We start from the raw sequence: 14,977 nt of genomic DNA, 5'->3' as shown, positions 1-14,977 counted from the left end.
CAGTATGAGCGAAAATGTATATCAATTTATAGACGTGCAGCGTGTAGACCCACGCAAAAAACCAATCTCGTCACGTAAAAAATCTTTCGTAGAAATTTACGAACCCTTTTCAGAGAATCAGGTTAACTCACAAGCTGACCGCTGTTTAGATTGTGGTAACCCGTACTGTGAGTGGAAATGTCCAGTACATAACTACATTCCACAATGGTTAAAGTTAATACGCACGGGCCGTATTATAGAGGCGGCTGAGCTTTCTCATCGTACAAATAGCTTACCAGAGGTTTGTGGGCGTGTTTGCCCACAAGACCGCTTGTGTGAAGGCTCGTGTACGCTCGATGAAGAGTTTGGTGCGGTTACAATTGGTAATATTGAAAAATACATTACTGATGAGGCATTTAAAATGGGCTGGAAGCCTGATATGTCTTATGTAACATGGACTGACAAAAAAGTAGCCATTATTGGTGCAGGCCCTGCAGGTTTAGGGTGTGCTGATATTTTGGTGCGCAACGGTGTTAAACCAGTGGTGTTTGATCGTCACCCAGAAATAGGTGGACTACTCACATTTGGTATTCCTTCTTTTAAACTTGAAAAATCAGTAATGCAAAAGCGCCGTGAAATTTTCACTGAAATGGGCGTAGAATTTAAGTTAAATGTTGAAGTAGGTGTTGATATTACACTTGATCAAATTTTAGCTGATTACGACGCTGTGTTTTTAGGGGTTGGTACGTATAAGAGTATGCGTGCAGGTCTTGAAAATGAAGATGCAGTGGGTGTTCACGATGCATTGCCGTTTTTGATTGGTAACACGAACCGTGTAATGGGCTACGACGAGACAAAACAACCGTGTATTGATATGGCTAATCAAAAAGTAGTTGTACTTGGCGGTGGTGATACGGCAATGGACTGTGTGCGTACGTCTATTCGACAAAATGCTGCAAAAGTAACGTGTGCTTATCGTCGTGATAAAGAAAACATGCCGGGCTCTAAACGTGAAGTTAAAAACGCGAAAGAAGAAGGCGTGATATTTACGTATAACGTTCAGCCTAAAGGCATTGTATTGAACGATAAAGGTAAAGTGACCGGCGTTAAAATGGTTAAAACTAAATTAGGTGAACCTGACGCAAAAGGCAGAAGCCGTGCTGAAGAAGTACCTGGTTCAGAGCATGTTATTGAAGCAGACCAAGTTATTATGGCGTTTGGTTTCCAGCCTCACAAAATGGATTGGTTAGAAAAATACGATGTAGAAATAAACAACTGGGGCGGTATTAACGCACCAGAACAAGGTGAGTTTACACATCAAACTACTAACCCTAAAATATTTGCTGGTGGCGACATTGTACGTGGTTCAGATTTAGTGGTAACTGCTATTTTTGAAGGACGTAACGCTGCAGAAGGTATTATGGATTACTTAAAAGTTTAATTGTTTGTATTGGCAAAATGATACTTAAAGCAAGCCAAGTGGCTTGCTTTTTCATTTGTTTTATTCGAATGTAATGTCAACGTAATTGGTGACAAATGGGACTATATTAATATCACCTGTTGCATAGCTTTCTTTAGCAACACCTTCCGTTCTTGCCTTCATATAGTAACTACCAGAAGGAACTACCTTGTCATAGTGGGTTGTTCTTGTTTCGAGCCAAATACGGTTGCTTTGGGCATCTATTAACCAGCCTTGAGGGCTAATCTCATACATATAAGCTTTACATTTCACTTCACCTACACGAGGATGTAAACATCTATTTATAGCTACTCTAGTTTGCTTTTTTGGATTTTCAGCAGTGCTTGCTAACGAGATCTGACCAAAGTTTCTAGATTCTTTAGTTGCTTTATACGCTAAAACTTTTGTTTGCGTCGCTGTATAAGCACTTTGATTTGAGGAACTAATTGATTGGTTGCTAGAGCTAGACACACTATTTACTGCTCCGTTAATACCATCTTTAACTGCGCGAGTTATATCATTACTTTTACAGCCACTCAGTACTACTAGTGCAGGAACAAGAAAAGCAAGTTTATTCATTTTTAATCCTTAACGTTATTATTTTATCCTGGGCCTCATTACTTTCAATAAAGCGTATTAGCATCATGGAATCTTACATTGCAATAACCGTGTTCATCCCTGATAAAGGTAAATAATGACTAAAATATAAATTTTTATCAACCCTACATAATGAATATTAGTAGTTGATTTAAATATAAACTAGGTTCATTATTGCACGCTGTTTACGATTTGCTTACTTTTTATCTATAAGTTGGCTTTTATATAAAAATAAAATAAATAGAAATTATGTACGAATACTCAAACAATTCAGAAAGGAAGCTCATTGTTCGATTTTTCTCTTCAATAGGCTTTATAGCAACGTTTTCGATGGCTAGCTTGGCATTTATTAATAGCGGCTATTTATTAGCGTTTACTTTGGTTGTTTCTTCGTTTGTTTATGTGTCTGCATTTAATATAGCTAGAGGTCTAGAGAAGTCAGCAACTGTAATTTTATATAACCTATATGCACTCATGTTTTATTTGGTCCTTACTGGTGGAGCGCAAGGGACTGGGCCTATATGGATATTTATAGTGTCTCCCGTTACTTATTCAATACGCGGACTTAAGCGTGGGACTTTTGATATCGTTTTATTTTTATTGGCGATTATTTTAGGTTTTTATTGTGCTGATACATTTAATATATATGACTATAACCCGGAACAATTCCCAATTCGAATTCTCCTTGCTTTTATAATTGTCGCATCACTGAGCGGCTATTATGAATTCTCAAAAGAAAAATACAGCAGTAAAATAATTGCTTTAAGTCAAAAAAATGAATTTTTAGCAACTATAGATCCACTTACTAACCTGCCAAACCGTCGTTTTACTATGAATAAGCTTGTGACTTTTAAAAACGAGCTTAAAAATAATAATATTCCGTTTGTAATTTTATTAGCTGATGTAGATAATTTCAAAAAAATCAATGATCAATACGGTCATGATTTTGGCGATGAAGCACTTATTCATTTAGCTAAAGCGTTTGAGAAAAGTATCCCGCAAAATGCGATTGCATCACGTTGGGGCGGTGAAGAGTTTTTAATTGTTATTCCAAATGCAACAGTTGATGAGGGGGAACAAATTGCAGAAAAAATTCATAACCTCCTTAAAATTTCAGCTGTAAGTTTATTTTCAGATAGTATAAATATGACGCTAAGTATTGGTATCACATCAGCAAATGCTGAGCGATCTATCGACCTTGATATTAAGTGTGCTGATGAACTACTTTATAAAGCAAAAGAGCAAGGAAAAAACAGAACTTGCTCTTAACAATGATTTTATTCTATAGCTAACATTAATCCATAGAAAAGAATTCCAGAGATGGCCTTATTTTAGCTGTACGACGTTTTACACTTATATAGCAAAACAAAATACAGAGCACTTGTATAGCTAAAAGAATCCAGTAACTTCTACTTATATTACCAGTATTATCTGGAACACTGACTGCAAATAATGTACCTACCAATACTTGTACTATAAAAACCAAATTTAAAAAACGAAATAAATGTTGTTTAAATTTAGTGTGTTTAAAACGGCTAAACAATGTAAAAACAATACTTATTACTAATAATAACCAACTCACACCTAAACATATGAAAAGTATATTATCTTGCATTTTATTCATCCTTAGTAATTACTGAGAAACAAAAGTAAGTTAGCCAGTAACAATATTATACTTTAAGCGTGAGCCATTATTAGTTCTTTAGCATTTGCTTTAGCTGTTTTGCTTATATTGTCGCCGCCAAGTAAACGGGCTATTTCATTAATACGGCCATCTTTATTTAAAGGCAGCATATGAGTAAACGTTTCGCCTTGTGCTATTTCTTTAGCTACAAAAAATTGCTGATGTGCACTACTGGCAACTTGCGGTAAATGAGTAACGCAAATCACTTGAGTCGACTTACCTAATTGACGTAATAACTTACCTACAGCAGATGCCGTTGGGCCAGAAATACCTACATCAACTTCATCAAAAATAAGAGTTGGGGTTGTTACTTTTTGGGCAATAATTACCTGTATAGCAAGACTTATACGAGAAAGCTCACCACCAGATGCTACTTTAGCTAATGGCTGAAGTGGCTGCCCCGGATTAGTTGATACTAAAAACGACACGGTATCAAAGCCTAAGCTGTTTGGTGTACGATTACTCTCTTGAGTTAGGGCTATTTCAAATACGCCGTTCTCCATTGATAAATTAGCCATACTTTCACTTATTAGTGTGTTAAGTCTATTGGCATACTCGCAGCGGCTTTTACTTAATTCATCAGCAGTTTGCTTATAGCTAATTAACGCGTTTTCTATTTCTGACTCAAGTTGCTCCAGACGATTACTATTATTACTTATTGATTCAAGCTCTTGAGCAATCGATTGATGAAACTCAACCAACTGCTGTGGTTTTATATGATGCTTACGCGCTAAATCCATCGCACCACTTAGCCTATTCTCTACTTCAACTAAGCGGGCCGGGTCTAAATCTGCTTGCTCAGTATAGTTTCTAACTTCTCGGCTTGCTTCTTCAACTTGCACAGCGGCTTCGCTAAGCAGTGCGGCGACGCTTGCTAAGCTCTCGTCGTATTGAGCCAGCTCAGTAAATTGCTGAGCACTGTGTTGCAGTAAAGAACAAGCATTTTGCTCATCACTTTCATACAAGTGTTGTAACTCACGTTGGCACGATTCTAATATTGTTTGGCTATTACTAAGTTTGTAATGCTCAGCCTCAATTAAATCAAACTCACTTTCTTGTAACGCAAATTCATCAAGCTCAGCAACTTGATACTCTAACAATTGTTTTTGCGCTGCTTGTTGTTGCTGTTGTTGTTCTAAGTGTTTAAATTCTTTTTGTAAGTTAGCAAACAGTTTATAGTTTTTATTTACTGAGTTTACTAAGTGGTGATGCCCTGCATAGGCATCTAAAAGCTGTAACTGATGCTCAGCTTTCAATAAATGTTGGTGGGCATGTTGTCCATGAATAGATATTAAATATTGACCAAGTTCTTTTAATTGCGATGCAGTAACCGCACTACCATTAATATAGCTTTTACTACGGCCATTTTTGCAGACAACACGACGTAATAAGCACTCGTTGTCAGAAGTGCTTAGCATATGTTGCTCTAAAAATGCTTGAGCAAGTGGTAGATCTGTTAAGTCAAATTGTGCACATACTTCTGCTTTATCAGAGCTTGGGCGAACTGCTGACGCTTCAGCGCGCTCACCTAAGCATAGCGATAGGGCGTCAATAGCAATAGACTTACCAGCACCAGTCTCACCTGTGATCGCGGTCATTCCACTGCACCATTCAGTGCTTAAATTACTTACGATTGCAAAATTTTTAACTTCTAAACCAATTAACATACTGTTTATCCATCCAGTCAATTAACTGTTAATTTATACAGTGTTTTCGATTTTTGCAAATTAAATTTTTATTATCTACACAACGCTTACATCATGGTTTAATGTTGTATCGGAGATTATATGCAAGTTATTTTTATTGTTTTTATCAATATCAAAGGGTTGCGTGTAACTTTTGGATTCAAGCAGAGCTATCAGCATAGGTAATGTATTTATATAAAACTCTCTATTATAGTGGATTCCTTGCTGAGGTAATTCTGCTACAAAACGCTCCATGTTATCAATTAATGGCTGAATAAAGCTTGTTTGATTAGTTTTAATTAACTCATGAGATAAAGTATTTATTAGTAACCTTGTCGTATCTTCAAGTCGCTGTAAGTTTTCTTCTGTATATGTTTGAACAACAAAAAAATTATTTACAATAGCTTGGATGCGAGAAATGTATTTAGGACGAATCAATTTAGCATCCAGCAATTCATTAAGCTTTGCTTTAAGGCAGAGGTTCACGTGAGTAGCACGTTCATGAAAGAGTTTTCTTTTTGCTTCGATTACCTTTTTACGATTACTTTCGATTTTTATATAACTAGCTAAAAGTGTAATTAATAGTAGTAAAGCAAAGAATACGGCATAAGCCATTGCTATTTGTTCCGGAAACAGTTCATTATTGTTTTTAAGTCAGCATTTTGCTCTATTGCTTAACTTTTGGCAATAAAGTTAGAGGAATTTGCATTTCAGGTTGAATTTTTCGTTGTGTATTTTCTCTTCATATTAGGCATAACGTAAATAGCGCGGTGCCCATCAGTAATCGGTTTAACGGTAAGCATGTGCTGCTAACTATTTTTCTGAGACGATTATCTTTATGTTGACTGTCTAAATATAAGCCGGCCACCGAGCTTGTTGAAGAAGTCTAATATAAACGACTACCCCAATTTAGTTTTGTACGTAAAACGTTGTAGTAAGAGTAATTTTTTGGATGAATTAAGCGCAATTGTTTATCGGCTTTTTTAATTACTACCTCATCGCCGGGTAATACGGCAAGCACGACATGGCTGTCGCAACTTACCTGTAGGCTATCTGTATTTTCTAGGCTTAGCTTTAAACGAACTTCATTATCGGCATCTACCACTAAAGGTCTACTAGATAAGGTATGAGGAAACATAGGTACTAACGATATTGCATTTAGTTCTGGCGTTAATATTGGACCGCCACCTGAAAGTGAATAAGCCGTAGAGCCTGTCGGGGTTGATACTATTAAACCGTCAGAGCGCTGAGAAAACACAAAGTCATTATTTATAAAAGCTTCAAATTCAATCATATGCGCTACTTTATCAGCATGAAGTACCGCTTCGTTAACTGCTGAGTTTGCACTCTTTAATTCGTTGTGGCGATATACTTCTACTTCTAATAAAAAACGTTTTTCTTCAAGGTATTCACCACTGAGTACTTGCTCTAAGCTCGCTTCAAACCCTTCAGGGTTTAAATCAGTTAAAAAGCCAAGGTTGCCTCTATTTACACCAATTACAGCAATGTTAAAGCGCGCAAGTACGCGTGCTGCGCCAAGCATGTTACCGTCACCACCTACAACAATGGCTAAATCGGCTTGTTCACCTAAGTCGACTAACTTAACAAGTTTGTCATGCGGAATATCGTCTAACTGACTCCCTGTACGTTTTTCTACTATTACCTCAAAGCCAAGCGCAAGTAAAAAGGTATGTAAACGCTGCAGAGTAGCCGCTGCTCCCGGGTGATTAGGTTTGCCAATTAGGCCTATGGTGTTAAAAGGAGAGTCCATAATGTACGCACAAAGAGATTTAATAATAGTAGAGTAACTCAAAACAGAAGTGTTTGAAAATACAGATTATAGCAATATTATAAACCTTCAATTTTATTCGCAGTGAGTTAGCTGCACGACTTGAAAAAGAACTAAACGCCCCGATATCTCTTTCATGCAACAAGATGTAGATACCATGAAACTAAACCCACGAGATCAGCAAATTTTTTCAGCTGTTATGAACATGTACTGTAATGGTGAAGGCTTGCCTGTTCCATCAACAAAAATTGCCAAGCTCAAAGGCATGGCAGTGTGTTCGGCTACAGTTCGTAATGCTATGGCTCGCTTAGAAAAAGTGGGCTTATTGTATTCACCTCATACATCTGCAGGGCGAGTGCCGACAAATGAAGGGTTTGATTATTGGTTTGACGAATTTTTTGTGCTTGCTGATATTGCTAATTATTGGCAACCACTGCAGTCACAACTCGTTGAGCTAGCGCATGGCTTGAGCCAGAAATATCAAGTGTGTTGTTGTGTTGGTTTACCTCAAGCCAGTTCACAGCAAGTGTTTAGAGTAGAAGTACTTGATTTTGATTCTACCGACTGGCTTATTTTACTAATAGATAGGGCAGGGCAGAGTCACAATATTTGTATTGATAAACCTCATGATTCGTCAGACTCTGTTCGTTATCAATTTGCCACGTGGTTGAATACTGTATTTAGCCAACAAACCTTAATGGAAGGTTTGTACCGTATGCAAGCTATGGCAAATACAGCGCCTAGAAATTGTCATGATTCGCTTAATCAATGGACGCGACAACTAAGCCAAAAATTAGGCTCAGATAACAGTATTGTTGTTGGTGAAAATTACCTTTACAAACAAATAGACTGCGAACAAAGTTTAAATATTGGTGTTTCGTTTTTAAATTATGTAGAAGATAAGCTTGCTTTTAAAAATGGTGTATCGGTACTTAATAGCGAAAAATTACCTTTTACTGAGTGCGATGAATTAATTGTAATAAGCGTGCCGTACTTTCAAAATCAAGAATATCAAAGCCGTTTTTGTATAATTTGTCCTAAATCAGCGCAGATTGAAGAAATAATTCAAGAATTTAAATTAATTGAGACATCTAACTCTTGAATCTTTTTATTCAATCCCCATAATTACCGCAGTTGAAAAGAATTGGAGCACGTATTTTATGTCTGAGCAGACACAAAACCCTGAGCAAGAAGTAGAATTAAACGAAGAAATTTCTAAAATGCAGGCTGATGTAGAAGCAGCAGTAGAAGCCGCTGATCAGCATGCAGAACAAGAACAAAGCCCTGAAGCAGAAATTGCGATGTTATACGCAGAGCTTGAAGCTGCAAAGCAAACAATTGCTGATCAAAAAGACGGTGTTGTTCGTGCCGCAGCAGATGTAGATAATATTCGTCGTCGTGCAGCACAAGATGTAGAAAAAGCGCATAAATTTGCACTAGAAAAATTTGCTAACGAATTACTACCTGTAATTGATAACCTTGAACGTGCTATTGAATTTTCTGATAAAGAAAATGAGACACTAAAGCCGTTGCTTGAAGGTATCGATATGACGGTCAAGAGCTTTAATGACGCTGTTTCTAAATTTGGTGTTGAAATTGTAAACCCACAAGGTGAGCAGTTTAATCCAGATTTTCATCAAGCAATGTCAATTCAACCAAGTAACGATGTAACACCTAATACAGTACTTGCTGTTATGCAAAAAGGTTACACATTGAATGGTCGTTTATTACGCCCTGCGATGGTTATGGTTTCTAAAGCTGCTGACGCTTAATTAATTTAAGATTATTAGCTTTGATAAAAATGCCTCATATTGAGGCATTTTTTTTGTCTTTTTTATAGTGAATTAGCTGTACGAGCATAGTGAGTAACACAGCACTAAACATTAAACTTGAAAATGGCACTGCGCTTTTTGCATGCATAATGGCGAGTAGCGGGCCAACTAATGCACCACTACCAAAACGAAGTGTGCCAATTACGGCCGTTGCCGTACCTGTGTTTCTTTCAAACTTCATTAATATTAGCGAATCAGCATTACTTGCAGTGACACCTAAACTCATCATTAATGGCGCAATAGCAGCCACAATATAATAAAGTGATAAGTGCAATAAGCTAAATGTTAACAGCGCAAGCCCCGATACAAACCCACATACAAGCCCAATATAGAGCATTTTTCGAGAACCCAGCCTTGGTACAATTCGCGTATTTAAAAAGTTACCAAACATCAGCGCCATTACATTAAACGCAAATAACACACCAAATAATTGTTCTGACACTTCATATAAATCTAAATAAATAAATGGTACTGAGGTCAAAAAGCAAAAAAATCCAAACGATACAAACATAGAACTGAGTATATCCGCACGTGCGTCTTTATTACTGAGTACTGTTTTATAGCTATCAAAAAATAGAGCGAGGCCTTTTTTCTCATTTTTATGAATAGGTATATCTATTAAATACACTTGTACAAACGCTAATATTAAAAAGCTATATCCAGCAAGGACCAAAAATATGGTTGACCAAACAGAAAATCCTAAAATAAACGAACCAACAGAGGGGGCTACTAACGGTGCTACCATCATGATCATCGACACATACGACATTCCCTTAGCTGTATTTTGCTGATAAATATGGCGAATAATACCCGGTACGACTACGGTTGCTGCCGCTCCGGTAAATGCTTGCACTGCTCTAAGAGTCCAAAACGCATGGATTTCGGTTGTAAATGCGAGTGCAAGTGAGCTTGCGCCAAATAGGGTTAAGCCAATACGTGCGAGCTTACGGCGGCCAATTTGATCGGCAATAGGGCCAAAAAATAACATACCTAATGAATAACCCGCTAAGTAAATACTTAACGATATTTGTACATTTGGCATATTAGTTTGTAAATCGCTTGCAATTACCAGCATGGCGGGCAAATACATATCAATAGCCAAAGGAGTAATCGCCACGATACTGGCTAATAAAGGCAATAAAATACGGGTATTAAAAGACGAGGCTGAGGCGTCCATGTGTAAACTCAACAATCACTAAAAACAAGGGCTATAGTGTAACAGGGCATTGTATTTGGATAAACTTAGTTTGCCTGCTAAGTTTATCGTCTTATCGGATCCTTTTAATATAAAGGTATATAAAGCAAATATTTTAAATTGATACTGTGTTTGCTATTCTACAAGCAATAAAAAATTCATTACTTAAGAGAATTATCATGAAAAAACTAGTACTTGCAGTATTAGCGACAGCCGTTTTAGCCGGTTGTAAAACGTCACCAACAGGGCGCACTCAAATAGCGCTTTACTCAGATCAACAAATGAGTGAAATGGGCACTGCTAGTTTTGCAGATATGAAAAAAAGCCAACCAATTAATAAAGATGCAAAAACAAATGCATATGTAAATTGCATTGCTGAAAAAGTAGTGGCTGTATTACCAAAAGAATACGCGTCGCAAAATTGGGAAGTAGTTGTATTTGAAGATGAATCTGCTAACGCTTTTGCACTACCTGGTGGTTACATTGGGGTTCATACGGGCTTATTAAAAATAGCCACCAATCAAGACCAACTAGCAACCGTACTTGGACACGAAGTAGGGCACGTAATTGCTGAGCATTCTAATGAACGTGTTTCACAGAGCTCTATTTTAGATACCGGTATGCAACTTGGTAGTGCAGCACTTGAAATGGGTAACATTCAATACCGTAATGAAATTATGCAGGGTCTAGGCTTAGGCGCACAGTATGGTGTTGTTTTGCCATTTAGCCGTTCGCACGAGTCAGAAGCTGATGAAATTGGCTTAGATTTAATGGCGGAAGCAGGCTTTAATCCACAAGAATCAGTGACCCTTTGGCAAAATATGAGTGCAGCAGGTAGTGGTACAACACCTGAGTTTTTATCAACTCACCCTGCGCCAAGCAGTCGTATTAAAGACTTACAAGCACAAATGAGTAAAGCACTTAGTGAGCAAAGTACAGCTAAAGCACAGGGTAAAAACCCACAATGTAAGCTGTAATCTAGTTTAATTACTAAATAAAAACCCCTGTGAGTAATTACTTACAGGGGTTTTTGTATTCAGTACTCACCTTTATTTAGTTGTAAGCGCTTTTTGTAATACATTTTTAAAGCGTTCAAAATCTTCAATGTGCGGCAGATGCCCTAAGTTATCTAGTTCGAATAATTGTGCGTCAGGAATAAGTGTTGCAGCGTGTTTGCCTAATTTATCGTATCGACCAAGCTCGTAATCAACGCCCTCTTTTTTCCAGTTACGGCCTGGGCCGGTTCTGTCGCGTGTACCAATAATTAATTTAACCGGAACAATTAAATCTTTAAATTCGGTTATTACAGGTTGAGTGAAAATCATGTCGTATGTTTTAGCGTTTACCCATGCCATTTTTTCTTTATCTGGACCTTGTATTTGCCCTGTTATAAAGTCAGTTAAAGCTGAATATGTTGCATTCCACTTCCCATCATAATAATTTTTTTGTTGATACTTTCTTACGCCTTCCGGTGTTTTTGAAAGCTCGTTTTTATAGAAAAAATTAGTATCTTTATAATCAACATACTGCAGGTAGTTTTCAAGCCCAATAGGGTTTAATAAAATTAGCTTTTTAGTTGTATTTGGATACATTAATGCAAAACGACTCGCTAGCATCCCGCCCATAGAGTGCCCAAGTACAATCGACTCTTTAATATTAAGTGAATCTATTAACGCGTGAGTATGATGAGCAAGCGTCGCAAACGAATACTGGTAATTAGTTGGCTTAGACGACTTGCCAAAACCAATTTGGTCAGGGATTAATACCCCATAACCTAAAGATTGCAGATATTGAGCGGTTGTAGTCCAGTAGTCAGCATTAAAATTTTTGCCGTGCATAAGTGTAACTGTAGGCATACCGGCTTTAGTAGGCTTTAAGTAAATATAAGCCATTTTTAATGATTGTTTTTGCGACTCAAGTGCAAAGTAATTTACCTTAAAATCGTATTCGTAATTGCTTAATAGTGCATCATAAGAAAGGGCGGATGTATCTTGAGAAGTGCCAGCTAAGGCATTGTTTGTTAGTACTAATAAAGTAGAGAAACAAATAACTTTAATCGACGACATTCAGTTACTCCTATTAAAGGCGAACGCTTGGCTTAAAAAGAAGTACAACAATAACTAAGTATTTAAACCTGTTCAATTAAATGTTTTACGTGGACGAAAAAAAGCGAAGCTAAAATTGTGCTTCGCTTATTATTACTGAGTAAAGAGCTGATTGTAAAAGTTTAAAATGTCCACTCAATATGGATTTGAGGTACCGATTCAGTGACTTCAGTACCTAATTTATTGTGCCAGTATTGTAATTCCATACCCAGCAGTAATGTGTTCTCTTTCATTTGAAGGGCGTTACCCATATCCCACACTAAAATAGGTTGAGCGAGTATCCACGCCTCTACATTATTGCCAAACTCATCTTCACGCTTTGCAATGTACTCAGCGTGGCCTTTAAAGCTAAATTTTTGCGAGCCAATAGTGAAAGGGTATTCAAAAGCTACATCAAGCATCCAGCTATTAGTTTCAATAGGGGCGCCGCCTTTTGCTACACCTTCGCTGTCGTCAATATAGGCAGTTATTAGTGTTTGAAAAAAGTTAAACCCTGATACATCCCAGCTTAATTTAACGCCGGGTAAGTACTTAACCATTTTTGCATCGTGGGCAACATTAATACCGGCTGTTAAACCAACATCTAATAAATTGCCAGTACCCACTTTTTCATCATAAAGAGCAGACATGCTAACTGTAGTGTAAAATTCGCCATAAAAGTCATCGTCTTGGTAACCATCGTCTTTAAGATCATTACTGTAATCAATAAAGAAAAAGTTATCACCAAATTCATAACCGGAAGCATGCTGAATAGAATAAACGGTTGTATTTGATTTCTTTTCGGTAAACGGGTTTTTTTGAAAACCATTATTAAGGTGTAGCGCTGTACTGCTCCAGTTTGCTGCAAAAGCAGATGACGATAAAGCAATTGACGCAAGGCTAACGAGGGAAAGTGATTTTTTAAATTTCATAACTGTTTAATTAACTATAATTTTAATGACAGGCGGAAGCAAAGATTATAGCAGGAGTAATTGATTTATAGAGTGTTAATTTTAACAAATGTTGCAGCCTACTTAATAAGCTGCAACATGTAATGACTCAATTTATTACGCTTTATTACGGCGTAAACAAATAATAGTAATCGCCGTAAATGCTAAAATAAAACAGTAATAAGAAGACGTTGATACTTCCCACGGGCTAATTTTAAACGTAGCGCCTAACAGTAGCGCTTGTGCGCCATAAGGAAGTGAGCCTTGCGTTACACAAGCAAATATATCAAGCAAACTTGCAGAGCGTTTACCGCTTATTTCACCATCATCTGCCAGCTTTTTAGCAATAGGGCCAGCAACAATAATAGATACGGTATTATTAGCAATACACATATTACTTGTCATAACCAATGCTGCAATACCTAATTGATCGGCCACTTTACGGTGCCATTTTGCGATGATTTTAGTTATGGCTTGAATTTTTTGGGCAATGAAATCAAGGCCACCGTTAATCCGAATAAATTCAGATAAGCCACCAATAAACATTGATAGTAAAAATATTTCCTGCATATCGGTAAAGCCTTTGTAAATATCTTTTACGAAGCTTGCGCCTTCATAACTTCCTGTAAAGCCCATTAATGCAGCAAAAATAATACCGCTAAACAACACGACAAATACGTTCAAGCCAGCAACTGCTAACACTAAAATAAAGGCATAAGGAAGTACTAACCAAATATCGTAATCTTTGGTCTCAACTACTTGTGCTGCAGGTGTTAAGTAAAACAACAAGCCAATAGTTAGTATTGCAGCGGGTACTGCTATTTTAAGATTCTCTTTAAACTTGTCTTTCATCTCACAGCCTTGTGTACGAGTGGCTGCGATAGTGGTATCGGAAATAATTGATAAGTTATCGCCAAACATAGCGCCAGATACAATCGTACCGGCCATTAACGCAGGGTCGATACCTGTTTTGATGGATACTGCATAAGCAATAGGACCAATAGCACCAATTGTTCCCATCGACGTACCCATTGCAGTAGATACAACCGCTGCAATTAAAAATAAACCAGGAAGTAATAGCGAAGGTGGAATAAGTGATAAGCCAGCATTTACTACCGCATCTACACCACCGGTTGCACTGGCAACGGCAGAAAACGCACCTGCAAGTAAGTAGATTAAACACATGGTAATAATATTGTTGTGTCCGGCACCTTTAATAAAGGTTTCTACACATTCGTTTACTGTGCCTTTATTTAAAATAAACGCAAGCATAATGGCGGGTAATATAGCCACTGGAGCAGGAAGTTGATAAAAAGCGTAGTCAACCCCTTGCGATTGTAAATATAAACCAGAGCCCAAAAATAGTGCTACAAAGGTTAAAAGGGGTAGTAAAGAAAGTATTGCTTTATTTTTGTTAAATGATGGCTGCATCATAATCCTCGAAACCAGTTAATTTACAACAGCCAAAAATTCCTCTTTTAGCTGAATTTAGCAAATCTACCTACTATGTTAATCATTAACAAAATTAGGAGAGTGCAGCGCCCGCAAGCCAAAGACCAAATCGACGCGAAAGAGAAGTTTAAATGTATAGATGGCTAAAGTAAACTGGTATTGTTATTATTATTAAATTAAAAGGTCACCTGACTATTGCATGACTTTTAGATAATATCTACAAAGTAACGTTATTTTCAGCGATTAATATTTGTCCAACTGCATAAAAATG

The 14,977-nt window shown here is 37.2% G+C and carries 14 protein-coding genes; 5 read left to right on the top strand and 9 right to left on the bottom strand.

Translation table 11 applies throughout. From position 1 onward, the window contains the following. The first annotated feature begins 4 nt into the window (after positions 1-4). On the top strand, positions 5-1,420 hold the full coding sequence (locus tag I6F40_RS10520; RefSeq protein WP_197192905.1) for an FAD-dependent oxidoreductase: 1,416 nt from the start codon (positions 5-7) through the stop codon (positions 1,418-1,420). 60 nt (positions 1,421-1,480) lie between these two features. On the opposite strand, the gene I6F40_RS10515 is transcribed toward I6F40_RS10520, so the two are convergent. After that, on the bottom strand, positions 1,481-2,017 hold the full coding sequence (locus I6F40_RS10515; RefSeq protein WP_197192904.1) for a hypothetical protein: 537 nt from the start codon (positions 2,015-2,017) through the stop codon (positions 1,481-1,483). 348 nt (positions 2,018-2,365) lie between these two features. On the opposite strand from I6F40_RS10515, the gene I6F40_RS10510 reads away from it, so the two are divergent. After that, the gene (locus I6F40_RS10510; protein ID WP_197192903.1) at positions 2,366-3,304 is read left to right on the top strand and encodes a GGDEF domain-containing protein; all 939 of its coding nucleotides are present in this window, start codon (positions 2,366-2,368) and stop codon (positions 3,302-3,304) included. Between the two features lie 25 nt (positions 3,305-3,329). On the opposite strand, the gene I6F40_RS10505 is transcribed toward I6F40_RS10510, so the two are convergent. The 4 genes from I6F40_RS10505 to nadK form a co-directional block, all read right to left on the bottom strand. Continuing rightward, positions 3,330-3,650 carry a hypothetical protein gene (locus I6F40_RS10505; protein WP_197192902.1) on the bottom strand — a complete coding sequence of 107 codons (321 nt, stop codon included), beginning with the start codon at positions 3,648-3,650 and terminating at the stop codon, positions 3,330-3,332. A 62-nt stretch (positions 3,651-3,712) separates the two neighbouring features. Continuing rightward, positions 3,713-5,386 carry a DNA repair protein RecN gene (gene recN, locus I6F40_RS10500; protein WP_197192901.1) on the bottom strand — a complete coding sequence of 558 codons (1,674 nt, stop codon included), beginning with the start codon at positions 5,384-5,386 and terminating at the stop codon, positions 3,713-3,715. Between the two features lie 75 nt (positions 5,387-5,461). After that, on the bottom strand, positions 5,462-6,019 hold the full coding sequence (locus I6F40_RS10495) for a hypothetical protein (RefSeq protein WP_197192900.1): 558 nt from the start codon (positions 6,017-6,019) through the stop codon (positions 5,462-5,464). Positions 6,020-6,290: 271 nt separating this feature from the next. After that, complete coding sequence (gene nadK, locus I6F40_RS10490; RefSeq protein WP_004335384.1) at positions 6,291-7,175, bottom strand: NAD(+) kinase; 885 nt, start codon at positions 7,173-7,175, stop codon at positions 6,291-6,293. 154 nt (positions 7,176-7,329) lie between these two features. On the opposite strand from nadK, the gene I6F40_RS10485 reads away from it, so the two are divergent. After that, the gene (locus tag I6F40_RS10485) at positions 7,330-8,295 is read left to right on the top strand and encodes an HrcA family transcriptional regulator (RefSeq protein ID WP_197192899.1); all 966 of its coding nucleotides are present in this window, start codon (positions 7,330-7,332) and stop codon (positions 8,293-8,295) included. A 58-nt stretch (positions 8,296-8,353) separates the two neighbouring features. Further along, positions 8,354-8,965 (top strand): nucleotide exchange factor GrpE, encoded by a 612-nt coding sequence (grpE, locus tag I6F40_RS10480; RefSeq protein WP_007375833.1) that lies wholly within the window; start codon positions 8,354-8,356, stop codon positions 8,963-8,965. A gap of 34 nt (positions 8,966-8,999) precedes the next feature. Here the strand turns inward: grpE and I6F40_RS10475 are convergent, their stop codons facing one another. Then, complete coding sequence (locus I6F40_RS10475; RefSeq protein ID WP_010553412.1) at positions 9,000-10,202, bottom strand: Bcr/CflA family efflux MFS transporter; 1,203 nt, start codon at positions 10,200-10,202, stop codon at positions 9,000-9,002. Between the two features lie 197 nt (positions 10,203-10,399). Between I6F40_RS10475 and I6F40_RS10470 the strand changes: the two genes are divergently transcribed. After that, positions 10,400-11,197, top strand: coding sequence for a M48 family metallopeptidase (locus tag I6F40_RS10470; protein ID WP_197173854.1), 798 nt, complete (start codon positions 10,400-10,402; stop codon positions 11,195-11,197). Between the two features lie 72 nt (positions 11,198-11,269). Here the strand turns inward: I6F40_RS10470 and I6F40_RS10465 are convergent, their stop codons facing one another. The 3 genes from I6F40_RS10465 to I6F40_RS10455 form a co-directional block, all read right to left on the bottom strand. Then, positions 11,270-12,286 (bottom strand): alpha/beta fold hydrolase, encoded by a 1,017-nt coding sequence (locus I6F40_RS10465; RefSeq protein ID WP_197192898.1) that lies wholly within the window; start codon positions 12,284-12,286, stop codon positions 11,270-11,272. Positions 12,287-12,447: 161 nt separating this feature from the next. Beyond that, positions 12,448-13,236 (bottom strand): nucleoside-binding protein, encoded by a 789-nt coding sequence (locus tag I6F40_RS10460; protein WP_197192897.1) that lies wholly within the window; start codon positions 13,234-13,236, stop codon positions 12,448-12,450. A gap of 135 nt (positions 13,237-13,371) precedes the next feature. Beyond that, the gene (locus I6F40_RS10455; protein WP_007584540.1) at positions 13,372-14,685 is read right to left on the bottom strand and encodes a Na+/H+ antiporter NhaC family protein; all 1,314 of its coding nucleotides are present in this window, start codon (positions 14,683-14,685) and stop codon (positions 13,372-13,374) included. Between the last annotated feature and the right edge of the window lie 292 nt (positions 14,686-14,977).

The organism is Pseudoalteromonas sp. SWXJ133 (assembly GCF_015864365.1).
Taxonomy (GTDB): Bacteria; Pseudomonadota; Gammaproteobacteria; order Enterobacterales; family Alteromonadaceae; genus Pseudoalteromonas; species Pseudoalteromonas arctica.
The sequence above is the reverse complement of the archived record's forward strand: the minus strand, read 5'-3'. Positions and strand labels throughout refer to the sequence as shown.

Excerpts from the sequence above, each read along its gene's own strand:
- I6F40_RS10515 (WP_197192904.1), bottom strand. The coding sequence starts at position 2,017 with ATGAATAAACTTGCTTTTCTTGTTCCTGCACTAGTAGTACTGAGTGGC.
- I6F40_RS10475 (WP_010553412.1), bottom strand. The coding sequence starts at position 10,202 with ATGGACGCCTCAGCCTCGTCTTTTAATACCCGTATTTTATTGCCTTTA.
- I6F40_RS10470 (WP_197173854.1), top strand. The coding sequence starts at position 10,400 with ATGAAAAAACTAGTACTTGCAGTATTAGCGACAGCCGTTTTAGCCGGT.
- I6F40_RS10505 (WP_197192902.1), bottom strand. The coding sequence starts at position 3,650 with ATGCAAGATAATATACTTTTCATATGTTTAGGTGTGAGTTGGTTATTA.
- nadK (WP_004335384.1), bottom strand. The coding sequence starts at position 7,175 with ATGGACTCTCCTTTTAACACCATAGGCCTAATTGGCAAACCTAATCAC.
- grpE (WP_007375833.1), top strand. The coding sequence starts at position 8,354 with ATGTCTGAGCAGACACAAAACCCTGAGCAAGAAGTAGAATTAAACGAA.
- I6F40_RS10485 (WP_197192899.1), top strand. The coding sequence starts at position 7,330 with ATGCAACAAGATGTAGATACCATGAAACTAAACCCACGAGATCAGCAA.
- I6F40_RS10495 (WP_197192900.1), bottom strand. The coding sequence starts at position 6,019 with ATGGCTTATGCCGTATTCTTTGCTTTACTACTATTAATTACACTTTTA.
- I6F40_RS10465 (WP_197192898.1), bottom strand. The coding sequence starts at position 12,286 with ATGTCGTCGATTAAAGTTATTTGTTTCTCTACTTTATTAGTACTAACA.
- I6F40_RS10520 (WP_197192905.1), top strand. The coding sequence starts at position 5 with ATGAGCGAAAATGTATATCAATTTATAGACGTGCAGCGTGTAGACCCA.
- I6F40_RS10455 (WP_007584540.1), bottom strand. The coding sequence starts at position 14,685 with ATGCAGCCATCATTTAACAAAAATAAAGCAATACTTTCTTTACTACCC.
- I6F40_RS10510 (WP_197192903.1), top strand. The coding sequence starts at position 2,366 with ATGGCTAGCTTGGCATTTATTAATAGCGGCTATTTATTAGCGTTTACT.
- I6F40_RS10460 (WP_197192897.1), bottom strand. The coding sequence starts at position 13,236 with ATGAAATTTAAAAAATCACTTTCCCTCGTTAGCCTTGCGTCAATTGCT.
- recN (WP_197192901.1), bottom strand. The coding sequence starts at position 5,386 with ATGTTAATTGGTTTAGAAGTTAAAAATTTTGCAATCGTAAGTAATTTA.